This is a genomic window from Nocardia otitidiscaviarum NBRC 14405 (genome assembly GCF_000308635.1).
Lineage (GTDB): Bacteria > Actinomycetota > Actinomycetes > Mycobacteriales > Mycobacteriaceae > Nocardia > Nocardia otitidiscaviarum.
Map to the genome: position 1 here is coordinate 34,452 of NZ_BAGD01000032.1, position 21,960 is coordinate 56,411.

The 21,960-nt window shown below is 68.9% G+C and carries 16 protein-coding genes and 1 pseudogene; 8 read left to right on the top strand and 9 right to left on the bottom strand.

Features of this window, described 5'->3' with window-relative positions; all coding sequences use genetic code 11:
* Positions 1-108: 108 nt before the first annotated feature.
* From ON31_RS05030 to ON31_RS05040, 3 genes are all read right to left on the bottom strand, one after another.
* Positions 109-873, bottom strand: coding sequence for a CPBP family intramembrane glutamic endopeptidase (locus tag ON31_RS05030; protein WP_039809728.1), 765 nt, complete (start codon positions 871-873; stop codon positions 109-111).
* A gap of 56 nt (positions 874-929) precedes the next feature.
* Positions 930-1,868 carry an RluA family pseudouridine synthase gene (locus ON31_RS05035; protein WP_039809729.1) on the bottom strand — a complete coding sequence of 313 codons (939 nt, stop codon included), beginning with the start codon at positions 1,866-1,868 and terminating at the stop codon, positions 930-932.
* A gap of 92 nt (positions 1,869-1,960) precedes the next feature.
* Positions 1,961-2,413 (bottom strand): TIGR03667 family PPOX class F420-dependent oxidoreductase, encoded by a 453-nt coding sequence (locus ON31_RS05040; RefSeq protein ID WP_039809732.1) that lies wholly within the window; start codon positions 2,411-2,413, stop codon positions 1,961-1,963.
* 149 nt (positions 2,414-2,562) lie between these two features.
* Here ON31_RS05040 and ON31_RS05045 point away from each other — a divergent pair, with 149 nt between their 5' ends.
* Complete coding sequence (locus ON31_RS05045; protein ID WP_039809735.1) at positions 2,563-3,846, top strand: SidA/IucD/PvdA family monooxygenase; 1,284 nt, start codon at positions 2,563-2,565, stop codon at positions 3,844-3,846.
* A gap of 119 nt (positions 3,847-3,965) precedes the next feature.
* Here ON31_RS05045 and ON31_RS05050 read toward each other — a convergent pair whose 3' ends face one another.
* Positions 3,966-4,619, bottom strand: a complete 654-nt coding sequence (locus ON31_RS05050) for a GNAT family N-acetyltransferase (protein ID WP_039809738.1) — start codon at positions 4,617-4,619, stop codon at positions 3,966-3,968.
* A gap of 68 nt (positions 4,620-4,687) precedes the next feature.
* Here ON31_RS05050 and ON31_RS37505 point away from each other — a divergent pair, with 68 nt between their 5' ends.
* The gene (locus ON31_RS37505) at positions 4,688-8,194 is read left to right on the top strand and encodes a non-ribosomal peptide synthetase (protein WP_255221987.1); all 3,507 of its coding nucleotides are present in this window, start codon (positions 4,688-4,690) and stop codon (positions 8,192-8,194) included.
* 72 nt (positions 8,195-8,266) lie between these two features.
* Here ON31_RS37505 and ON31_RS05060 read toward each other — a convergent pair whose 3' ends face one another.
* The 3 genes and pseudogenes from ON31_RS05060 to ON31_RS05070 all read right to left on the bottom strand — a co-directional run bounded on the left by ON31_RS05060 (position 8,267) and on the right by ON31_RS05070 (position 13,936).
* Positions 8,267-10,393, bottom strand: a complete 2,127-nt coding sequence (locus tag ON31_RS05060; protein ID WP_039809739.1) for an amylo-alpha-1,6-glucosidase — start codon at positions 10,391-10,393, stop codon at positions 8,267-8,269.
* Positions 10,394-11,235: 842 nt separating this feature from the next.
* Positions 11,236-12,291: pseudogene (locus ON31_RS37740) on the bottom strand (glycosyltransferase family 4 protein); the annotation flags it as partial.
* Between the two features lie 541 nt (positions 12,292-12,832).
* Positions 12,833-13,936 carry an AMP-binding protein gene (locus tag ON31_RS05070; protein WP_157533592.1) on the bottom strand — a complete coding sequence of 368 codons (1,104 nt, stop codon included), beginning with the start codon at positions 13,934-13,936 and terminating at the stop codon, positions 12,833-12,835.
* 366 nt (positions 13,937-14,302) lie between these two features.
* Between ON31_RS05070 and ON31_RS05080 the strand changes: the two genes are divergently transcribed.
* Positions 14,303-14,656, top strand: coding sequence for an MmcQ/YjbR family DNA-binding protein (locus tag ON31_RS05080; RefSeq protein WP_039809746.1), 354 nt, complete (start codon positions 14,303-14,305; stop codon positions 14,654-14,656).
* A 21-nt stretch (positions 14,657-14,677) separates the two neighbouring features.
* Here the strand turns inward: ON31_RS05080 and ON31_RS05085 are convergent, their stop codons facing one another.
* Entirely contained in the window at positions 14,678-16,735 is a 2,058-nt protein-coding gene (locus ON31_RS05085; RefSeq protein WP_039809748.1) for a M13 family metallopeptidase, read from the bottom strand.
* Positions 16,736-16,840: 105 nt separating this feature from the next.
* Complete coding sequence (locus ON31_RS05090) at positions 16,841-18,898, bottom strand: M13 family metallopeptidase (protein ID WP_039809750.1); 2,058 nt, start codon at positions 18,896-18,898, stop codon at positions 16,841-16,843.
* A gap of 357 nt (positions 18,899-19,255) precedes the next feature.
* On the opposite strand from ON31_RS05090, the gene rplN reads away from it, so the two are divergent.
* The 5 genes from rplN to ON31_RS34465 all read left to right on the top strand — a co-directional run bounded on the left by rplN (position 19,256) and on the right by ON31_RS34465 (position 21,928).
* Positions 19,256-19,624 (top strand): 50S ribosomal protein L14, encoded by a 369-nt coding sequence (gene rplN / locus ON31_RS05095; protein ID WP_029923634.1) that lies wholly within the window; start codon positions 19,256-19,258, stop codon positions 19,622-19,624.
* 2 nt (positions 19,625-19,626) lie between these two features.
* Positions 19,627-19,941 carry a 50S ribosomal protein L24 gene (gene rplX / locus ON31_RS05100; RefSeq protein ID WP_029923635.1) on the top strand — a complete coding sequence of 105 codons (315 nt, stop codon included), beginning with the start codon at positions 19,627-19,629 and terminating at the stop codon, positions 19,939-19,941.
* Entirely contained in the window at positions 19,941-20,504 is a 564-nt protein-coding gene (gene rplE / locus ON31_RS05105) for a 50S ribosomal protein L5 (protein ID WP_029923636.1), read from the top strand. The genes rplX and rplE overlap by 1 nt, the downstream gene beginning before the upstream one ends.
* A gap of 4 nt (positions 20,505-20,508) precedes the next feature.
* A complete protein-coding gene (locus ON31_RS05110; protein ID WP_029923637.1) occupies positions 20,509-20,694 on the top strand; it encodes a type Z 30S ribosomal protein S14 in 186 nt (61 codons plus the stop codon).
* A 349-nt stretch (positions 20,695-21,043) separates the two neighbouring features.
* On the top strand, positions 21,044-21,928 hold the full coding sequence (locus tag ON31_RS34465; protein ID WP_051036873.1) for a DUF8017 domain-containing protein: 885 nt from the start codon (positions 21,044-21,046) through the stop codon (positions 21,926-21,928).
* Positions 21,929-21,960: the final 32 nt, after the last annotated feature.

A 21,960-nucleotide genomic window follows, 5' to 3' on the forward strand; every position in this document is an offset into this window, starting at 1 on the left:
CTCCTCGGGTGCCTACCGCATCGGATGCGGACCAGCGAACCTTAGCGAGCGTCCAGTTGGTCGCGTGGCACTTTCGGGAAAATACTGAAACAAGTTCCAGTCACATAGTCAGTGCAGGGTGACGTGCCAGACGACCGCCGCCGCCAGCGCCCCCGCACCGTTCACCGCCCAGTGGAAGGCGATCGGCGCGAGCAGGCTCCCGCTGCGCCGCCGCAACCAGGTGAAGATCGCGCCCGCGACGGCCGTGGCGAGTACGGCGAGCGCGATGCCGAGCACCTGCCCGAGCGGCCCGCCGCCGAGGAAACTCGACAGGCCCTTGTTCCCGCTGGTCAGTCCCAGCGACGAGGCGATATGCCAGAGTCCGAAAAGCAGTGAGCCCGCCATGAATACGCCCCGGGCCGCGAAGATCCGGTCCAGCGTTCCATGTAGTACGCCCCGGAAGGCCAGTTCCTCGGGAATCGCGGTCTGCAACGGGATGACGACCATGGAGGCGATGAGCGCGCCCGAAACGGTGGCGTACCGATCGGCCAGGAAGAACGGCCGGGTGATCGGCAGCGCCGCGCCGATGGCGACCGCGGCCAGCACCACCCCGACCGCGCCGAGCGCCCACAGCGAACCGGTGCGCCAGTGTCGCGGGGAGAGTCCGAGGTCGCTCCAGCTCAGCCCGCGACGGCGCACCATGGCCAGCAGAATCACCGCGGCAATGGGCACCGTGACGATATTGGCCCAGGCGGTGGTGAAGTGCGCGATGAGATTCGTGCCGGTCAGCACGACGATGACAACGGCGACGTCGATATACGCGTGCAGCCGTCGGGGCTGCGGGGCCGTCGGAGCCGGGCTGACGGCGACCGCGCCGTTATCATTTCGAGACATCGCGGCCAGTCTACGTTCATATCCTGAGAACGCACCCGGATGCGGCGAACTGCGCGCTAATTCTCAGGCCCCGCCCAGCCGCGTGGATCATCCCACGCCTGAAGCGTCCGTTTCGTCGTGAACCGGCGCGGCTCCCGCGTTACCGGATCGGTGAATTCGAGTGCCGAGGCGAGCAGTTGGAGCGGTCGGGTGAAATCGTCGACCGGTTTGTCGGTGAGTTCGGGATAGAAGTCGTCGCCGAGAATCGGCACCCCGAGCCCGTTCATATGCAATCGCAGCTGATGGGTGCGCCCGGTGCGCGGCAGCAGTCGGTAGCGGCCCCGCCCGTCGCGGTGTTCGAGCAGTTCCACCTGGGTTTCGGCATTGGGCTCGCCGTCCACCTCGTACGCCTGCAGCACCTGCCGCTCCTTGACGATGCGGCTGCGCACCACGCGCGGCAGCTCCAGCGTCGGGTCGAAGCGCGCGATCGCCTCGTACTCCTTGTGGACGAGTCGCCGGTGGAACAGGGTCTGGTACGCCCCGCGCCGGGCCGGATCGACGACGAACAGCACGAGCCCGGCGGTGGCGCGGTCGAGCCGGTGGGCCGGAACGAGATCGGGTAGGTCGAGCTCCCGGCGCAGCCGCACCAGGGCGGTTTCGAGGATGTGCTGGCCGCGTGGAATTGTTGCCAGGAAGTGCGGTTTGTCGACAACCAGGATTGACTCGTCACGGTGCACGATGCCGATGTCGAACGGCACGGGCGTTTCGTCGGGCAGATCCCGGTGGAACCAGATCGCCCCGCCGGGAACGTAGGGTGCGTCGGGGGCGAGGGGGCCCTCGAGGTCCACGATCCCGCCCTCGCGCAGCAGTTCGTCGATGCGGTGCGCGGGTACGCGTGGCAGCCGCTCCACCAGATGGTCGCGGACGGTGGCCCAGTGGCCGTCTTCCGGTAGTCGCAACCGGGCCGGGTCGAGCCCGTGCCGCTTGGGTAGCGGCGGTTGCTGCCTGCGTCTCACCGGCTCGACCCTATCGGTGCGGGTCGAGCGGTGATCTCGCAGGTGGGGGCCGGTGTGGACGGCGTCACGCGGAGTTCGCGCGGCCGGAGCCGTCAGAAACCGCGCAACCGGTCGGGCCGAACCCGTACGACGACCGAGTACGAGGAGTAGAACTGCTCATCGGTCATGCCGATGTCCACCAGGCCGCTGGTGTACTTGCGGGTGTACTGGACGATCTCGGGTGGTGTCGCGCCCTCGGGGTCGATCCGCGCGTCGCCGGTGAGGATGACGACGTCACCGCCGGTCTCGGTGCTGTTGAGATGCAGCGAAACTCGCGGATTGCGAGCGATATTGCGCAGCTTGGCCTGATCGGGCTGGCTGAAGATGAGGAACTCGGTGCCGTCCCACAGGAACCACACCGGATTGGGCTGTGGCGTGCCGGATGATCCGACCGTGGTCAGCCAGGCCACGGTGTCCTTCCGGAACCGCTCGGTGACGTGCTTACCGAACTCGGTGCCCGGATCTACGACGGGCTCATGCGAGGAAAGGGCGTCGGTAGTGGTCATTCCACCCTCAACGCCCGTCCATGGAAAGGGATTCCGGCAATCGGCGGTCTGGGCAAGCTCGGACGCGAAAGATAAGGTAAGCCTATGCAAACATTGGGGCGGGATGGCGAGACGGCGGGTTGACGCCGAACAGGAGGGCAGGAGAACCGGTGGACACACTTCTGGTGGTCGGTGCGGGGCCGAAAGCCATGGCGGTGGCGGCGAAATCGCACGTACTGCGGCGGCTCGGCCTGCCCGCGCCGCGGGTGATCGTGGTGGAAGCCCATGCGGTGGGCGGAAACTGGCTGCCCAGCGGCGGGTGGACCGACGGTCAACACCGCCTGGGTACCAGCCCGGAGAAGGATGTCGGCTTCCCCTACCACTCCACCTGGGCACGCGGTCACAATCAGGCGCTCAACGAGGGTATGACCGCCTTCAGCTGGACCGCGTTCCTGATCGAGCACGGCACCTACGCCGAGTGGATCGACCGCGGCCGCCCCAGTCCACAGCACCACGTCTGGGCCAAATACCTCCAGTGGGTGGGCCGCAAGACCGATATGGAACTGGTGCTCGGCACCGTGCGCACCATTGCCGCCGCCGATGACGGCTGGCTGGTGACGGTGGCCGACGCCGCGGGCGAGACCTGCGAAATCGATTGCGACGCGGTCATGATCACCGGTCCCGGACGCAGCGACCGGGCGTTGGCCGACCATCCGAAGGTGTTGAGCATCGCCGAGTTCTGGGATCTGGCCGGCAAGCGCCGCCTGCCGCCCTCCTCGCGGGTGGCGGTGATCGGCGGCGGCGAGACGGCAGGGTCCGCGCTCGACGAGTTGGTGCGGCACGAGATGCTGTCCATCTCGGTGATCACCCCGAAGGCCACCATCTACACCCGGGGCGAGGGCTATTTCGAGAATTCGCTCTTCAGCGACCCCGTCCGATGGAGTTCGCTGGGTATGGCCGAGCGGCGCGATGTGATCCGCCGGACCGATCGCGGCGTCTTCTCGGTGCGGGTGCAGGAAACCCTGTTGGGGGACAATCGCGTTCATCATCTCCAGGGCCGCGTGGTGCGCACCGTCGATCAGGGTGACGGCGTCGCGGTGACGCTGCGCAACGAACTGCGGCCCGACCAGGTGCACGCCTACGACCTGGTGGTGGACGCCACCGGCGGCGATCCGCTGTGGTACCTGGAGTTGCTCGACACCGCCGCGACGGATCTGCTCGAACTGGCGGTGGGTGGACCGATCACGCAGGAGCGCGTGGAGGCGGCCATCGGCTACGACTTGGCGGTCGCCGATCTCGACAACAAGCTCTATCTGCCGAATATGGCGGCGCTCGCGCAGGGCCCCGGATTCCCGAATCTCAGCTGCCTGGGCGAACTTTCGGATCGGGTGCTGCGGACCGATCACGGCCGTCGCCGCAATTCGGTCCGCGCCGGGGCCGCCGTCGCCGGGTAGCCGCGCCGCCGTGTGGCACGCTGCTGGCCGCTCGGCGCGGCATTCCTGGCGGGACCGCTGCTGCAACGCGATACGCCTCGTCCGCCACCGGTGCGGCGGCGGACGAGGCGCGATCGGATTCAGCGCAGGGTCGGCACGTCTGCGGCGGTCCGCGGCAGGGTGTACAGCGAGATACGGCGATCGGGGCGAATATCGAAGTCGCCCAGGTGCATCCAGCCGTTCTTCGTCAGCGCCCTGCGCATGGGCGCGTTCCGGTGGTCGGGGTCGCACATCATCCGGCGGCACTCGGGTTCGGCGGCGAAGACCCTGGTCGCGAGCTCCCGCATCCAGGCCGACATCACCCCGCGTCCGATGAGTTTCGTCTCGGCGGTGGCGATGTGGAAGCCCATGTCGCGCGGGTCGGCGGCGTACAGGGTGCCGATCTCGTCCTTGGCGGGCCGGTACAACTCGACGTAGGCGACCTCTTGGCGGCCCAGTTCGGGCAGGTCGGCCGCGGTGAAGTCGTAGCCGAGAATGCACGGCCGCGAGAAGGTTCCGGCCAACTGGGCGGCGCAGTCGTCGCGGCGCTGGGCCGAGGGCCAGTCCTGCTCCCAGGTCTCGACCAGGTGCGGCCGGTGCATCCATTCGGTGATGAGTTCCGGGTCGGCCCCGTCGGCATCGACGATCCGCAGGTCGAAGGGATGGTCGAAGTCGGGAACGACGGGTGCGGGCGCGGTGCGGACGTTCTCGGGAATGTCGGTCAGCTCGCGCTTGAGCACGTACGTCCGGTTCATAGGGGTGGAGCTCCGTTCGGTCGTTACCTCGATCACTCGGTTTGTAAGGATAGCCTATGCTAATTCGCATGTCGGTTACCGCCAGCCCCGCCGTGGACCGCCACCCGCTGTCGGTGGGTCAGCGGCGCATGTGGTTCCTTCAGGCCCGCGATCCCGAGGACACCACGCTGAACATCTGTGTGGCCTACCGCCTGTCGGGTGCGCTGGACGTCGCACGGCTGCGCGCCGCCGTCGACACGGTCGCCGCCCGCCACGACGTGCTGCGCACCACCTACGGGGTGGACGCCGAAGGGGAACCGTATCAGGTTCGCTCCGAGGGGATTTCGCTTCCGTGGCAGACGCACGACGTGAGCGGGCTGCCCCCGGCGGACCGGGCCCGGCGGGTGGCAGTGCTGGCGCGCCGCGAATTCGCGCGCAGCTTCGACCTGGCCGCGGAACCCCCGCTGCGCCCGACCCTGGTGCGTACAGCCGCCACGGAACACGTGCTACTGCTGGCGGTGCACCGCATCTGCTGGGACGACGACTCCTGGCCGGTGTTCTTCGCCGAGGTCGACGCCGCCTACAACGGCCACGAGATGGCGGCCCTGCCAGCGCGATTCATCGATATCGAGGTCACCCTCGCCGCCGAAGTCAACGCCGCCGCCCCAGCCAACGCCGCCGCCCGAGCCGACATCAACGCCGCCGAAATCAATGCGGCGGTTGATCGCTCCGCCACCGGCACCGCCGACACCGCCGCCTTCGACACCGCTGCCGTCGTCAACGTCGCCGCTCCCGCTGCCGCTGGTCTTGCCCGCGTTACCGATGTTGTCCCTCCCGCTGCTGCTGGTGCCGCCCGCGCTGCTGCTGGTGCCGCTCCCGCTGCTGCTGGTGCCGCTCCCGGTACAGACGACACCGTCCGCGCTGCCCATGACACCGTCCGCGCTGCTCATGACACCGCTCGTGCTGCCGATAGCGCCGCCCGCGCAGCCGACGACACCGACGATGCGGCCGCTGTCGCCTACTGGCGGTCCGTGCTGCGTCCGCTGCCCGATCCGCTGCTGCTGCCCGGCTCCGCCGTGATGAACCCGTCCAAGCGGGCCGACCGCGCCACCATCGCGCTACCCCGTGACCTGCTCGACCGGGTCGACTCCTACGCGCGTGACCACGCCGCCACGCCGTTCGCGGTGCTGTTGGCCGCGTATGCCGCGTTGGTCGAGCGTTACACCGCCGCAGGCGATTTCCTCGTCTCCATCCCGGTCACCAACCGCCGCTCGGCCGCCGCCCGTCGGCTGATCGGCTACTTCGGCAATACGCTGCTGCTGCGCCCGACCCCGCATTCGGCCGCCACCTTCGGCGAGCTCGTCGCCGCTACCGAGCGACACTGCCGGGAGGCCCTCGCGCACGGTCGCGTCGGCATCGATCGCATTGTGCGCGAGGCCAATCCGGAGCGGGTGGCCGGACGCGACGGCATGGACCAGCTGGTGCGGCTCGGCTTCAGTACCCGGGAGAGCACCCACGGGTTCACGCTCGACGGTGTCACCTCCACCCGCCTCGACCAACTCGGTGCGCCCACGGCGCAGGTGCCGTTGGCACTGGCGGTGGTCACCGACAGCGCGGGGGATGCGCTGGTGGAGGCCGAATATCAGGTGGACGTACTGACCCGCCCGCTGGTGGAGTCCATGCTCGAGCACTATGTGCGGCTGCTGGACAGCGCGCTGGCCGCACCGCACCGCCGCATCGGCGATCTGGACATGCTCGGCGCACGCGACCGTGACGCCGTCCTCGCCGCCTCGCGCGGTGCGGTCGCGGAGATCGCACCCACCACCATGGTGGGCCTGTTCGAGCGCAGTGTCGCCGCCGCGCCGCACACCCTGGCGCTGGTCTCCGATACCGCCGAACTCACCTACGCCGCACTGGACCGCCGGGTGAACAGGTTGGCCCACTGGCTGATTCGCCGAGGTGTCGGCGCCGAGGACCTGGTCGGCCTGCGCCTGGGGGCCTCGATCGAATTCCTGGTGGCCGTCTACGCCGTATTGAAGGCCGGTGCCGCCTATCTGCCCATCGATCCGGCCGACCCCGTCGACCGCGTCGACTACCTGATCGAGGATGCGGGCCCGTGCCTGGTGCTGGGCCGGGCGGAGCTGGAACTCGCGGAGGAGCTGGCCGCCGCGCTGCCGGAGTCCGCGCCCACCGATGACGACCGGGTGCGGCCGCTGCGTCCGGCCAATCTGGCCTATGTCATCTACACCTCGGGGTCGACCGGCAGGCCCAAGGGTGTTCCGGTCGCGCACGCGGCCATCGCCGAGCATGTGCTGAGTTTCATCGCCGACTGGGGGATGACCTCCGACGACCGATTGCTGCAATCGTCGTCGGTCGGCTTCGATGCCTCGCTGCTCGACATCTTCGTCACGCTGGCCCTCGGCGCTCGGTTGGTGGTGCCGAAACCCGGTGCGTTCCAGGACATACGCTATGTCGCGGAGCTGATCGCCGAGCGGGGCGTCACGGTGCTGCACATGGTGCCGTCCATGTTGAGCACCTTCCTGCAACTGCCCGAGATCAGTGCATGGCGGGCGCTGCGCCGGGTGCCGGTCGGCGGTGAGCCGCTGCCCGGCGAGGTGGCCGACCGGTTCGCCGGTGTCTTCGACGCCGAATTGCGCAATCACTACGGGCCGACCGAGGCGGTCGTCTGCGCCACCCATATGCCGGTGGACGGACCGATGGGCCCCGGCATCGTGCCCATCGGCATCCCCAATCGGAATGTGCACGCCTACGTGCTGGACGCGGCACTGCACCTGGTGCCCGCCGGTGTGGTGGGTGAGCTGTATCTGGGCGGTGCGCAGCTGGCGCGCGGCTATCTCGGCCGTCCAGGGTTGACCGCCGCGAGTTTCGTGGCCGACCCGTTCACGCCCGGAGCCCGGCTGTATCGCAGCGGAGATCTGGTGCGCCGCAACGAGTTCGGCGAGCTGGAGTTCGTCGGCCGGGCCGACGAGCAGGTGAAGGTGCGCGGCTACCGCATCGAACTGGGCGAGGTGGAGGCCGCGCTGTCCGCACACGCCGCGGTGGCCCGCTGTGTCGTGCTGGTCGCCGACGATCCGGCCACCGGCCCGATGCTCGCCGCGTACCTGGTGCCCGCACCCGACCGGACCGTCGATATCGAGCGGGTCCGCGCGCATGCCGCCGCGGTGCTCCCGGACTACATGGTCCCGCGCGCCTTCGCGGTGGTCGACGAGATCCCCCGGACGGCCAGCGGCAAACTCGACAAGCGCGCCCTGCCCGCGCCGCACGGTGTCGTGCGTCGCCGTCGGCACCGCGAGCCCGCCACCGACGCCGAACGTCGCATGTGCGCGCTGTTCGCCCGCCTGTTCGCGCGCGATCGGGTCGGCGCCGACGACTCCTTCTTCGACCTGGGCGGCCACTCCCTGCTCGTCACCCGCCTGGCCGCCCGGATCCACGCCGAATTCGGGGTGGAGCTGGCGGTGCGCACCATCGTGGACATGCCCACGGTCGCCGAACTCGCGGCGGCGGTGGCGGACCGGACGGCATCGGCCCGTCCGCAGGAGCCGCCGCACCGGGCCGCCACGATCGCCCCCGTGTGATTCCGCGCTGACGACAGGCCGCGGGTCCCGGAATCGAGATGTGCGACCGTTCGCCTCGGGTGACAGCCGCGGTCAGTGCGTGACCAGCCGCCAGTCCTCGGGCAGGTTGGAGGCGGTGACGCGGTCGCCCTCCACGGTGAGGTCGATCACCGTGCCGCCCAGCCGCAGATCGGTGAGCTCGACGCTGCCCCAGCGGGCGGGCAGGTGCGGGAGCACGGTGAGGGTGCGCCGCGGGACATCGGGTTCCAGCCCCAGGAACGAGCGCACCAGCAGCAGCGGCGCCGCGCTCGCCCACGCCTGGGGTGAGCAGGAGGTGGGGTAGGGGACGGGTGCGGCGAACCGCGAACGCGGGAAACCGCAATACAGTTCGGGCAGTCGCCCTCCGAATGCCCCGGCCGCGGCGAGCAGCCCCTCCGCCAGTTCGGTGGCCAGTTCGATGGCCCCGGGCAGATGCCGGTAGCGCAGCAGACCGGCGACGGCGATGGCGGTGTCGTGCGGCCAGACCGAGCCGTTGTGATAGCTCATCGGGTTGTACGCGCCCATATCGGAGGCGAGGGTGCGCAGCCCGAAGCCGGTGCTCATCTCCGGGCTCGCCAGGCGCTCGATCACCTGCGCGGCGTGCTCGTCGGAGACGATGCCCGACCACAGGCAGTGGCCGATATTGCTGGTGAGCGCGTCCAGGCGGCGTTTGTCGCGGTCCAGGGCGACCGCGAACCAACCTCTTTCGGGCAGCCAGAAGGCTTCGGCGAATTTGGTGCGCAGTTCGGCGGCCCGGTCGCGCAGATGTCCGGCGGTGGTCGCGTCGCCGAACTCGTCGGCCAGTTCGGCCCGTGCCAGCAGCGCGGCATAGGCGTAACCCTGGACCTCGCACAGTGCGATCGGCGGTTCCGGCACATGTCCGGTCGCGTCGTTGATGCCGTCGAAACTGTCCTTCCAGCCCTGGTTGAACAGGCCCCGGTCGGTGGCGCGGCGGTATTCCACGAAACCGTCCCCGTCGCGGTCGCCGTAGTCGGTGATCCAGGTGAGCGCGGCGTCGGCGGCGGGCAGCAGCGCCCGCACCGATTCGGTATCCGCGCCCCAGCGCCGCGCCTGTGCCAGCAGCATGACGAACAGCGGCGTGGCGTCCACGGTTCCGTAGTACGTCTCGCCGCCCAGCACCGCGCCGCTGGCCGGGCCGCGCCGCATCTCGTGCATGATGCGGCCGGGTTCCTCCTCGGTCAGTGGATTCACCCGCTTCCCCTGCATCTCCGCGAGCTGCTGCATGGTGCCCAGCGCCAAATTCACGTCCAGGGGCAGCGCCATCCACGCGGTGAGCAGGCTGTCGCGACCGAACAGGGTCATGAACCAGGGCGCACCGGCCGCCACGAACGGTCGGCCGCCGCGCATATCGTCGTGGATCTGCAACGCCCCCAGATCGCTTTCGGTGCGTTCCAGCACCCAGGCCAGTTGCGGATCGGCGGCGGTGATCGTGGTGGCGGTATCCCGCCAGGCCGCGATCTTGCGGCTGGGCTCGCTGAACTCGTAATGCTCCCCGGGATGCGGCGAGGAATGGATGGGCTGGCTGCCGATGGTCGGCTGGGCCAGGATCTCGGTCCGCCACGTGCTTCCGGCGGGCACCACCACCCGCCAGGACAGCGAACCGGGCAGTACCACCGGGGTTTCCGACGAGGTCACCACCACGCCGCGCGCGCGGTCCGAGCGGTCGTTGAGCAACAGTTCGACATCGGCCACCAGTACCTCGGCCCGGCTGTGGCCGGTGCGGCCCTCCTTGACCGCGAACAGGTCCACGAAGTCGGCGTCCACATGCAGTTGCAGATCGACGGCGGTGGTTTCGCGTCCCAGGTTCTCCACGGTGATGGTCTCGTGCAGCGCCTCGGCCAGCAGTCGCTCCCGCACGATGAGCACCGTGCTGTCGGCCGCGCCGGCCCGAGGCGGCCGGCGCAGTATGAACCGGGCGGTGAACGCCTCCGGGCTCAGCACCGACAGCGGTTCGGCCCGCTGCCCGTCCACGCGCAGCTCCCAGCGCGACAGCACCCGGGCGTCCCGATAGAACAGCCCGTGCGGGGTGTCCGGCTCGACATCGCCGAGCCGGTCCGAGAGGCAGAAGGTGCTGCCCTCCACCAGGGTGACGGTGCCACCGCCGCCACCCAGGGTCGACGGCTCGCCGGCATTGAGCGCGGCGGGCGTCTCTCCGATCATGCAGAACCTCCCGTCGGGGCGTCCCTCCCGCTCTCCGGAGCGCTACCGGTCTCGGGGTTCGACGCGGAACCTGTTGCCTTGTCGACTCTCTTCACGCCGCGGCCACGCTTGGCGGCGGACCGCGCCACGGCGCGCCGTGTCCGCTTGCGCTCGCCCCCGGACGTTCCCGGGTGTGCGGCCGTCCCCGCCGTCCGCTCCACGGCCTCCCCGGAATCGGGGATCGCCGCTATCGAGCCGAGGGCGGGCAACCCGCTCTCGATCACCGTATCCGGGAATGTCGGCGGCCGGGTGTCGTCGAGCGATCCCGAACCGATGCGCGGGGCGCGGGTTCCGCCGATGGTGTCAGACCTCGTTCGCGAGATCTTGTTCGGAACATCGCTCGAGACAACATCATTCGGGTGGCGGGGGCTTGCGACCGGATCGGCGGTGATGGCGGGTCCGCCCGGAGTTCGCGCAGGTCCGTACGGATTCAAACTGCTTCCGAGCGGAGTTTCAATGCTCCCGAGTGGACCGGTGACTAGTCCATTCGGAGTGTCTGCCAGGTCCGAATCGCCCGCTGGAACGGGCGCGCTCGCCGGATCGGGTGTCCGGCGGGCCGGATTCGCGCCTCCCCCGGACCGCTGCCCGCGTTTCCGTGGCGGCGTGCCTGCCCGTCGTGCCGGTGTCGTTCGTGCCGGTGCGGTGGTCGGAACATGTCCCGGCCCACCGGCTGCCGGGGTACCGGCGGGGGAGGGGGCGCGGCTGGGGGTGGGTCCGGCGGTGCGGGCCGGTGCGGGAGTCGCCCGTCCGGGACCGGCGCCCGCGGTGCGGGTCGGCGGGGTGGTGGGCAGTTGGTGCACCGTGATCCGGCCGGTCCGCCGCGTCGGACGGGTCGCGACGACCTTGCGGTACACCTCCTCGTACCCGCGTCCGAGGGTGTCGGTCCCGAAGTGCTCGAGCACGTGGTCGCGGCACGCCTGCGGGTCGTAGTCGCGCACCTCCTTGATGGCGGCGGGCAGCTCGTCCGGATCGTCGCAGATACGTCCGGTGACGCCGTCCACGATCACCTCGCTCACCGCGCCGCCGCGCAGCGCCACCACCGGTGTCCCGCACACCATGGCCTCGATCATGACCATGCCGAACGGCTCCTCCCACTGCACCGGGAACAGCAGGCAGCGCGCCCCGGCGAGCAGTTTCTTCTTGGCGGCGGCGTCGGCCATGCCGAAGACGGTGTCCCGCTCGGTGAGCAGCGGGGCCACCTGGTCGTCGAAGTACCGGATCTCGGGCGGCTCCGCGCATTTCCCGGCCAGCACCAGCCGCATATCGCAGGCGTGCGCGGCGGCCAGTGCCAGGTGCGGGGCCTTCTCCGGGGTGTACCGGCCCAGGAACAGCGCGTAGTCCTCCTTCTCCGGCTGGAAGGGGAAGTCCGCGACGCGCAGCGCGTTGTGCACGCGCCCGACCCAGTTCAGACCCGGAGCCAGTGCGCGCTGCCGGTCGCTGATGGCCACCAGCGCGGCGTCCTCGCCGAGCTCGCTGTAGTACATGTGCGGATCGCCGTCGACGGGTCCGTGCACGGTGACCACCATGGGTAGGCCGAGGGCGCGGTACACGGGTAGGTTGAGCGGCCCGGCGAAGGTGTGATCGTGCACCAGGTCCAGCCCGCGCGTCGCCGTGAGGCGTTCGAGTGCCCGCCGAACCTTCAAGGCGTGCAGCACCTCCGGGAACGGATCGCCGAGCCGGGCGGCCTGGATCTCGTCCCACAGCGGTATGAATTCCGCGGCTCGGGTGCCGTGCACACCGGCGCCGAGCAGGGTGACCTCGTGCCCGCGCTCGACCAGTGCGTCGACCAGGTCGGCGACCACCGCCTCCACACCGCCGTACGCCTTGGGCGGCACGTCGAAGTACGGGGGGACGACCATCGCGATGCGGAGGCTCTTGCGCTCGGGCGGTACGAGGGTGTTGGAGGACGCCGGACTCGGCGCCGCGGATGCTGCGGTCATGACCCACCTTCCAGGGACCGATCGGACGGCATCGCAGCTACCCGATGCCGAACAGTGTGGCCGTGCAGGTCGGTAGGCGACCGAACAGTCCCCGATCCCAGGGTTTTTCGGCTCGTCTGCTGTCTCCGGTGCAGCAGAAGAGTGCGAGCCGAGCTATGGGTAGCGCTTCCGCGGGGATGGACATATGCGGCGATCGTCGCGCCGACCGGTGCCATCGCTCATGGCAGCCCGGCGATACGGCGCGCACGATTTCAGCACCGATGGTGAGATCGTCACCGTCATCGCGCGGTGAGACCATAATCTGTGGCACCCCGAAGCGCCTCATTGCGTTCGGCGGCCAGTGACTGAGTTACACGATATAGCCGGAGATCACAGTGAATCGTCGGATCAGTAAATATTGCCGGAGAATTCGTGCGCGGTTTCCCGCCGTGCCGGTCCGCTGACCGGGGGCGTAGCGGTATCAGGCGGCGATTTCGGGGAATATGGTCGCATTGACGCCAAGATTCGAACCGGTCGCTTCGTGTTCGGCGACGATTTCGCCGGGTGCGAATGTCAACCATCCGTCCGCGGTCCAGCGACCCGACATTCCGGCGTGGCACAGGCGCGCACCCGGAATGAACGGATCGGCCACGAACAGTGCGGTGCCGCCGTCGATCTCGGCCGCCAGCGCGGCGCCGCCCAGATACACCCGGCCGTATCGGCCCGGTGCCACCGGTCGCAGCTCCGCGTCCAGCACCAGCACGCGCGCACCCGGAATCGGCCGCACCCGGCCGTTGCCGTCCAGCGGTCCGCGCGCCACCACGCCCGCGTATCCGGGTGCGGTGTAGGCGAATCCGGCCACCGAGCCCGGCGCGAGTTCACGCAGCAGGCCGGGAAGGATGGCGGGGCAGTGGTTTCCGGTGACATCCCAGCGGCGAACGGTGGGCAGTGCGACGGCGGCCGTATCGGCGAAGCGCGCGAGCACGGCGGCCTCGGCCACCACGTGGGTGGCTCCGGTCTCGGCGATCAGGTCGGCCAGCGCGGCCGGATCGCGCCGCTGCGCCTCGGTGGCCGCCACCAGCGTCGCACCGTCGGCAATGGCCGCGAGCAGTTCCACGGCGGTGTCCGCGCAGGCCCAGGCGGTGGCCAGCAGCCGGATATTGGACGTTCCCTGGGCCGGATCCACATGTCCGGCCCGGCAGTCGGCGGTCACGGCGCGGCGGTCGTCGACGGCGGCGGCCAGCGCGTCGGCGCGCAGTCCGACGGTCGAGCCGTACGCACCGGTCGGCATGGAAAGGGTCAGTGTCGCACCGGAGTTCGCGGCCGCGGCGATATCGGCCAGCAGCCGGACCGCACCGTCGACAGATGCCTCGCAGCGCTCGGCGGCGGTCGCGTGCGTCATCAGCTCGAACAGCTCCCCGTAGGTCAGGGTCGCCGCCCCGCAGCGCAGTGCCGGGCGAATGGCGGGCACCCGCCGACCGCGCTCGATCAGGGCGCTGACGCCCGGGTAGCCCGAAAGCTCGACCCCATTCGCCCACTCGTCGACGAGTCGCTGCCGCTCCACAGCGGCCAGGAGTTCCGGCACAACGCTCTCCATCGCTCGTATCGCCAACGTCAACTATGGCAACCCTAACCTAACAGCATCGCGTCCCGATACCCCGGGCATCACATCTGTGCGCCGATCCACTCCGTCCCCCCGCCCGCGTCCCGTCGCTCCGACCGCGAACCGCCCACCCGACCGCCCCTCGGTCCTACCTCGGCCCGGGCGATCGGCTGCTCGTCACGGAGATTGTCGCGCCGCGCATCGGCGGCGAGAGCCATGATCGCGTCGACCGGCCGTTCCCCATCTCCACGACTCCGGCCCGCGACTGCGACCTGCGTCGCCACGACATGTGATGACCGCCGTGCGGTAGCCGCTGCGGCTGTCGGTCGGGCCTGAGACCATCTGTTCATGACAGCGACTGGGGATGATGCTCGCGCGGTTGCGCTTTCGCTGCCGGAGGTCCGGGAGGGATTCGAATGGCAGATGCCGACCTTCCGGGTGGCGGGGAAATTGTTCCTCACCCTGCCGGAGGGGGAGACCTCGATGGCGGTGCGATGCCCGATCCTGGACCGGGACGAATTGGTGGCGGCCGAACCCGGGAAGTTCTGGATCGCGGGGCACGAGGCGAACAATGCCTGGGTGCGAGTGCGGCTGGCCGCCCTCGACGATCTGGCGGAGCTCGAGGCCATCGTGACCGACTCGTGGGCCCAGGCCGCGCCGCGCGCACTGGTGGAACAGCACCCGGACGGGGTCGGCGGGTGACGCCGCCCGGATGCTCGCGGCTCAGAAGGTGACGCGCTGGTCCTGGGGCAGGAACAGCTTGTCGCTCTCCTGCACGTCGTAGCTGGTGTAGAACTGCTCCAGATTCCGCACCACCTGATTGGCGCGGAACTCGTTGGGTGCGTGCGTGTCATTGGCCAGCAGGTTCTCGGTGTACTGGCGGGTGGACTTGTCGCGCCAGTTGCGGGCCCAGGATTCGAACAGCGGCTTGTAGTCGGGCGTCTCGATGCCACGTCGCCGCTCGGCGATGGCCAGGGCGGCGATGGACATCTGCAGGCCGCGCACATCGGCCACGTTCTCGCCCAGGGTGAGCTCGCCGTTCACGGTCTGCTCGGGGTCGAGGCCCGCCGGGACCAGCACGTCGTACTGCTCGACGAGCTTCTGGGTGCGCGCCTCGAAGGCGGTGCGGTCCTCCGGTGTCCACCAGTCCTTCAAATTGCCGTCGGCGTCGTATTTGGAGCCCTGATCGTCGAAACCGTGCCCGATCTCGTGGCCGATGACCGCGCCTCCGGCCCCGTAGTTCACCGCGGGCGCCGCGTCCTTGTCGAAGAACGGCGGCTGCAGGAAGGCGGCGGGGAAGACGATCTCGTTGGTGACGGGGGAGTAGAAGGCGTTCACCGTCTGCGGCGGGCTGCTCCACTCGCTCTTGTCGACCGGCTTGCCGAGGTAGCCGAACATGCGCTCGACCTCGAAGGCATTGACGGCGCGCAGGGATTCGATCAGCTTGCCCCGGGTGATCTTCAGGTCGGAGTAGTCCTCCCACTTGTCCGGGTAGCCGATCTTGGCCCCCATCTTCTCCAGTTTCTCGATGGCGGCATCGCGGGTGGCCGGGGACATCCAGGTGGAGGCGCGGAAGTTGTCGCGGTAGGCGGCCTTGAGATCGTCCACCATCTCCAGGGCCCGATCCTTGGCTTCGGGCGGGAAGTGTTGTGCCACATACAGTTTGCCGAGCGGCTCGCCCAGATTGCTGTTCACCGTGGCCACTGCCGACTTCCAGCGCTCCGGCCGCTCCTCGAGCCCGTTCATCACGGTGCCGAAGAATTCGAAATTGGCGTCGGAGATGGTCTTGGGCAGGAAGCGCGCGAACTCGCGCACCAGGTAGATCTTGAGATAGTCGCGCCACAGCCCCAGATCGGTGTCGTGCCACAGATTTCCGGCATGGGTGAGATACGACGGCTGGTGCACGATAATGGTATCGAAGAGGTTCTTCGGCCGGTCGGTCTGCCCGGCGAGCCAGGGATCCCAGTCGAATTGCGGAGCGAGCGCGGTCATCTCGTCCCACGACATCTTGTTGTAGGTGGCGTCGGTATCGCGATTGCGCACGTTGTCCCAGAAGCCCGCGGCGATCCGGGTCTCCAGATCCAGGACGCGCGTGGCCATTCCGGCCGGATCGTCGAAGCCCGCGCCCTTGGCGATGGACTCCAGGAACGTCTTGTAGGCGGCGAGCTTGTCGGCGTACTCGGGCTTGCGGTAGTACTGCTCGCTCAACCCGAGACCGGATTGGCCGACCGCGGCCACATGCGCGCTGGAATTCTTCCGGTCGATGGTGACGCCCAGCCCGATGATGCCGCCGACCGGCAGCCCGGCCATCACCTTGGCCAGTTCGGTCTTGCCGTCGGCGGCGTCGATGCGCGCGAACAGGTCGGCCAGTGGCGTCATACCGAGCCGTTCGATCTCGTCGATATCCATGCGGGCGTCGTAGAGATCGCGGATCTGCTGCGCCTCGGTGCCGTCCTGCGGTTCGGTGATGCCCTCGATGATGCCGCGCAACTGCTCCTCGACCCGGTCGCCGACCTCGTCGAAGGTGCCGAAGGAGACCTTGTCCGGCGGCAGTTCGTATTCGCGCAGCCAGGTGCCGTTCACATTGCGATACAGGTCGTCCTGCGGCCGCACCGCCTGATCCGCACCGGAGAGGTCCGGACCCTTCAGCGGCGTGGTGGTCGATGTGGTCGTCGGCGCGTCGTCGCTGCTGCACGAGGCCAGCCAGGCGGCGGTGGGCACTAATCCGAGCGCCACGAGGAAGGCGCGGCGATCGATACGGACCGGACCGGACGATGTCACGGGTACCCCTCTCTGAGCGTGCGGTGATGCCGCACCGTGGCTGTGCTTCGGCACGAGGCTACCGGCGCGGCGGCGGCATGGGCGGGTGGACGTTCGCGGCTGGGATCAGAGCGTGACCCGCTGGTCGGGCGCGAGCCATTCCCGGTCGCCCTCGACCACCGCGAAGGTGCTGTAGAACTGCGGCAGGTTGCGCACCGTCTGGTTGCAGCGGAATTCACCGGGGGCGTGCGGGTCCTCGGCCAGCAGTGCTTCCGCGTACTCCGGCGTCACCTGGATGCGCCAGATCCGGCCCCAGGACCGGAAGACCGGGGCGAGGTCGAGCTGCGTCGCGTCCTGCTGCTGCGCCGCGTCCCCACCCTGCTCGGCGATGGCGTAGGCGGCCAGCGCGATGCCGAGTCCGCGCAGGTCGGCCAGGTTCTCGCCGACGGTCAGCGCGCCGTTGACGTGTGCGGTCGGCGGCAGCCCGGTCGGCACCAGGGCGTCGTACTGCGCGATGAGCTGCTGAGTCTTGGCGTCGAAGGCGGCGCGGTCCGCGGGCGTCCACCAGTCGTGCAGATTGCCGTCGCCGTCGTAGCGCGAGCCCTGATCGTCGAAGCCGTGTCCGATCTCGTGGCCGATGACCGCGCCGATACCGCCGTAGTTCACCGCGGCCTCGGCATCGGAGTCGAAGAACGGGGCCTGCAGGATTGCCGCCGGGAAGACGATCTCGTTGCGCGTCGGCTCGTAGTAGGCGTTCACGGTCTGCGGCGGCATGCCCCACTCCGAGCGGTCGACCGGCTCGCCCAGTTTGTCGAACATGCGCCGGGCTTCGAAAGTGTGCACCGCCAGCAGGGATTCGAGGAGCTTGCCGCGGGTCACCACGACGCCGGAGTAATCCTCCCAGGTGTCCGGATAGCCGATCTTGGTGTCGATCTTGTCGAGTTTGGCGACGGCGGCGTCCCGGGTCGGCGGCGACATCCAGCTCGAGGTGCGGAAGCTATCCCGGTAGGCCGAACGGAGGTTGCCGACGAGATCCTGCACCAGGCGCTTGGATTCGGCCGGGAAGAACTCCGCGACGTAGAGCTTCCCCAGCGGCATGCCCAGATACGTGTTCAGGACGGTGATGGCCGAACGCCAGCGCTCCGGCCGCTCCCGCTGGCCGTTCACCAGCGTGCTGTAGAAGTCGAAGTTCGCGTCCGCGATGGCCTTCGGCAGGTACTCGGCCCAGGTGCGGACCAGGCTCAGCCGCAGATAGTCCCGCCAGGTCGTGATATCGACCTCGGCCCACAGTCCGGCCGCCGCCGTCACGAACGAGGGCTGGCGCACCACCACCGTGTCGAAGAGTTCGGCGGGCCGCTCGGTCTGCCCGGAAAGCCAGGGGCCCCAGTCGAATTCCAGTCCGAGGGCGATGAGCTCGGCTCGGCTCATCCGGTTGTAGGTGGCCTCCGGATCGCGGGTGCGCACATTGTCCCAGAAACCCGCGGCGATCCGCTGTTCCAGCTCGAACACCCGTCCCGCCATGGCTTTCGGGTCCGCGAAGCCCGCTCCGTCGGCGATGCGCTCCAGGTAGGTGCGGTAGCCCGCGAGGACGTCGGCGAATTCCGGTTTCCGATAGTCCTGTTCGGGCAGCCCGAGCCCGGATTGGCTGATGGACGCGATATTCCGGGCCGCGTCCCGGTCGTCGGGGCCGACCGAGAGTCCGATCAGCCCGTCGATGGGCAGCTGGCCCATCACCAGCGCCAGATCGGGTTTGGAGCGCGCGGCGTCGATGCGGCGCAGCGGATCGGCGAGCGGGGCCATGCCCAGCGCGTCGATCTCGTCGGGGTCCAGGTAGGCGTCGTAGAGATCGCGGATCTGCTGCCGCGGGGAGCCGTCCTCGGGATCGTGGATCCCGGTCACGATCTCCTTCAGGTGCCGCTGCGTGCGGTCCTCGACCTCGGCGAAGGTGCCGTAGGCGGGTTTGTCGGCGGGTAGTCGGTAGTTCTCCAGCCACTTGCCGTTGACGTAGCGGTAGAGATCGTCCTGTGGCCGCACCCCCGGATCCGATCCGGACATGTCCGGCCCTGTCGCCGTACCGGGCCTGTCGGTGGTGCAGGCTGGCAGCAGTGCCAGCGCGGGCGCCAGCCCCAGCGCTTTCAGCAGGGTGCGGCGGTCGAGAGCGAACGGCTGCTCCGGCGAACTCACGGGACTCCTCGGTCGGAAGTGCAGATGGATTGCTCGGGTGTTGCTCGGCGTCGAGGCTAGCCGCATGTCCGGGGTGTCGCCCGCAGCCCCGCCCGGGTCGCGCGGGTGCGTCCGCCCCCTGATTTGGGCGCTACCTGGGCGTTGGCTACACTTGAGCGGTTGCCTGCGGGAGCTATGCCCGCACTCCGGCCGCGAACCCACAGTGGTTGATCAACTTCGATCAACGATATCCACTGGCAGGCGCTGCCCCGCGTACCTCGCGGAGCGGGCCGAACGGCTCAGCTGTGAGGGCAACTGACCATGCCCGTCGGGTCGGCAATCCGGCGTGCATAACGTCCAGGTCTAGGAGGAGCTGAAGTGATTCAGCAGGAGTCGCGGCTGCGCGTCGCCGACAACACGGGTGCCAAGGAAATCCTGTGCATCCGCGTGCTCGGCGGATCGTCGCGTCGCTATGCCGGTATCGGTGACGTGATCGTCGCCACCGTCAAGGACGCCATCCCCGGCGGCAACGTCAAAAAGGGTGAGGTCGTCAAGGCGGTCATCGTGCGCACCGTCAAGGAGCGTCGTCGCGCCGATGGCTCGTACATCAAGTTCGATGAGAACGCCGCTGTGCTGATCAAGGCGGACAACGATCCGCGCGGCACCCGCATCTTCGGCCCCGTCGGTCGTGAGCTGCGCGAGAAGCGTTTCATGAAGATCGTTTCGCTGGCCCCGGAGGTGCTCTGACCATGAAGGTGCACAAGGGCGACACCGTGCTCGTCGTCTCGGGTAAGGACAAGGGCGCCAAGGGCAAGGTCATCCAGGCCTTCCCGGCGACCGGCAAGGTCCTGGTCGAGGGCGTGAACCGGATCAAGAAGCACGTCGCGAACTCCGCCAACCAGCGCGGTGCCAGCTCGGGCGGCATCGTCACGCAGGAAGCGCCGATCCAGGCCTCCAACGTGATGGTGATCGACTCCGACGGCAACCCGACGCGCGTCGGCTACCGTACCGATGAGAACGGCAAGCGCGTTCGCATCTCCCGTCGCAACGGGAAGGACATCTGATGACCTCCACCGAGAAGACCCAGCCCCGGCTCAAGGCGCGCTACCGCGCCGAGATCAAGGACGCGCTGAACTCCGAGTTCAACTACGACAACGTCATGCAGATCCCCGGCGTGGTCAAGGTTGTCGTGAACATGGGTGTCGGCGACGCCGCCCGGGACGCGAAGCTGATCAACGGCGCGATCCACGACCTGACCCTGATCACGGGTCAGAAGCCGGAGATCCGCAAGGCCACCAAGTCGATCGCGCAGTTCAAGCTGCGTGAGGGCATGCCGATCGGCGCGAAGGTCACCCTGCGCGGCGACCGCATGTGGGAGTTCCTGGACCGCCTGATCTCGATCGCGCTGCCGCGTATCCGCGACTTCCGTGGCCTGTCGCCGAAGCAGTTCGACGGTAACGGCAACTACACCTTCGGTCTCTCGGAGCAGTCCATGTTCCACGAGATCGACGTGGACAAGATCGACCGTCCGCGTGGTATGGACATCACCGTGGTGACCACCGCGACCAACAACGAAGAAGGCCGCGCGCTGCTGAAGCACCTCGGCTTCCCGTTCAAGGAGAACTGAGCACATGGCTAAGAAGGCTCTGATCAACAAGGCCAACGCCAAGCCGAAGTTCGCGGTGCGGGCCTACACCCGCTGCCAGCGCTGCGGCCGGCCGCACGCCGTCTACCGCAAGTTCGGCCTGTGCCGCGTGTGCCTGCGCGAAATGGCGCACCGCGGCGAGCTGCCGGGCGTGCACAAGAGCTCCTGGTGAGCTGACACACCGACACCGAAGGCCCCCGGCGAGACCCGTCTCGCCGGGGGCCTTCGGCGTTCTTCTCCGGGCGGGTAACGTGCCAAGGCCCTCGCCGAACTAGCCGAGATGGGGGAGCGGGGTGACTTTACGACCGTGACTTCGACACCGTGGCGAAGCTGACGGGGCAAGCGACGCAATGGATTTCGCCTCCGGGATCGGTACCGTAGCCGACGTCGGCGGTGAATCCGCTCAGCTACGAGCCACCCGCAGAGTGCGAGACCGGGCGCGATCGAACAGAATCAGGTCCGTGGTGCACAACAATGAGTGGCGATCTCCGGGACGGCCGCAAGCGCCTGGGGCGCGGCCGATGCCGCAACCGGGGCCGTTCGAGTATCCGCCGCTCGAGAACATGCCCTATCAGCCGTTCGAGTTTCCGGCGCTGGACGACCATCGCAATCCGTTCCAGACGCGGTACAGCGAGGTCGGCTCGATGCCGCCGCCCCCGCCTCGACGCAACTCCGCCGGGCCGGTGCTCGGTGTGGTCGGTGTCGTGCTGGTGCTGGCCGCCGTGGTCGCCGCCGGACTGTTCGCCCCGTCGTCGAGCGACGACACCCGCGACACCCCCTCGACCCGCCTGGCGCTCTCCGTGCCGCGGACGACCTCGCCGCCGCCGGGCACCATCACGATGCCGTCTCGAACGCCCGCCACCACCGTCGCGGTACTGCCCGGCTACCAGGGCGTGGAGGTGGCATCCCGGGGAGTGGCCTACGACGTACCTGCCGAGTGGACGGTGGACAAGCCGGGCATCATCCGCGGCTTCGAGGGCGACAGCGGCCGCATGTCCGGCACCGGAACCACCGTCGACGGCAAGGACTACTGCGAGTCCTCCACGCGCACCGTCACTTTCGTCCACCGCTCGAGCCAGTCCGATCCCGCGGTCGCCGCCGTCGAGGTGGCGCGGCGGGTGGCGGAACTCGGTTTCGATGGTCCGGAATGGGGCCGCCGGACTTCCCCGGCCGCCCCGGTCGCCACCCTGAGCGGCATCACCGGGCAGATGTCGGAGACCTCCGGAACCTGGACGCCGAAGAGCGCCGAATGCGCCAGCACCCGATTCTCGGTGTACACCTTCGCCTTCCCCGGCCCCGAGCATCCGATGCTGGTGCTCACGATCGCCGCCGACCGCGAGGTCGACGGCGAGGTGACCCCGGAGCTGGCGCGCGAGATCTTCTCCAGCGTCCGCCTGATCGACTAGGCCCGCCCTACCCCATTTCGGGGGTGCAGCGG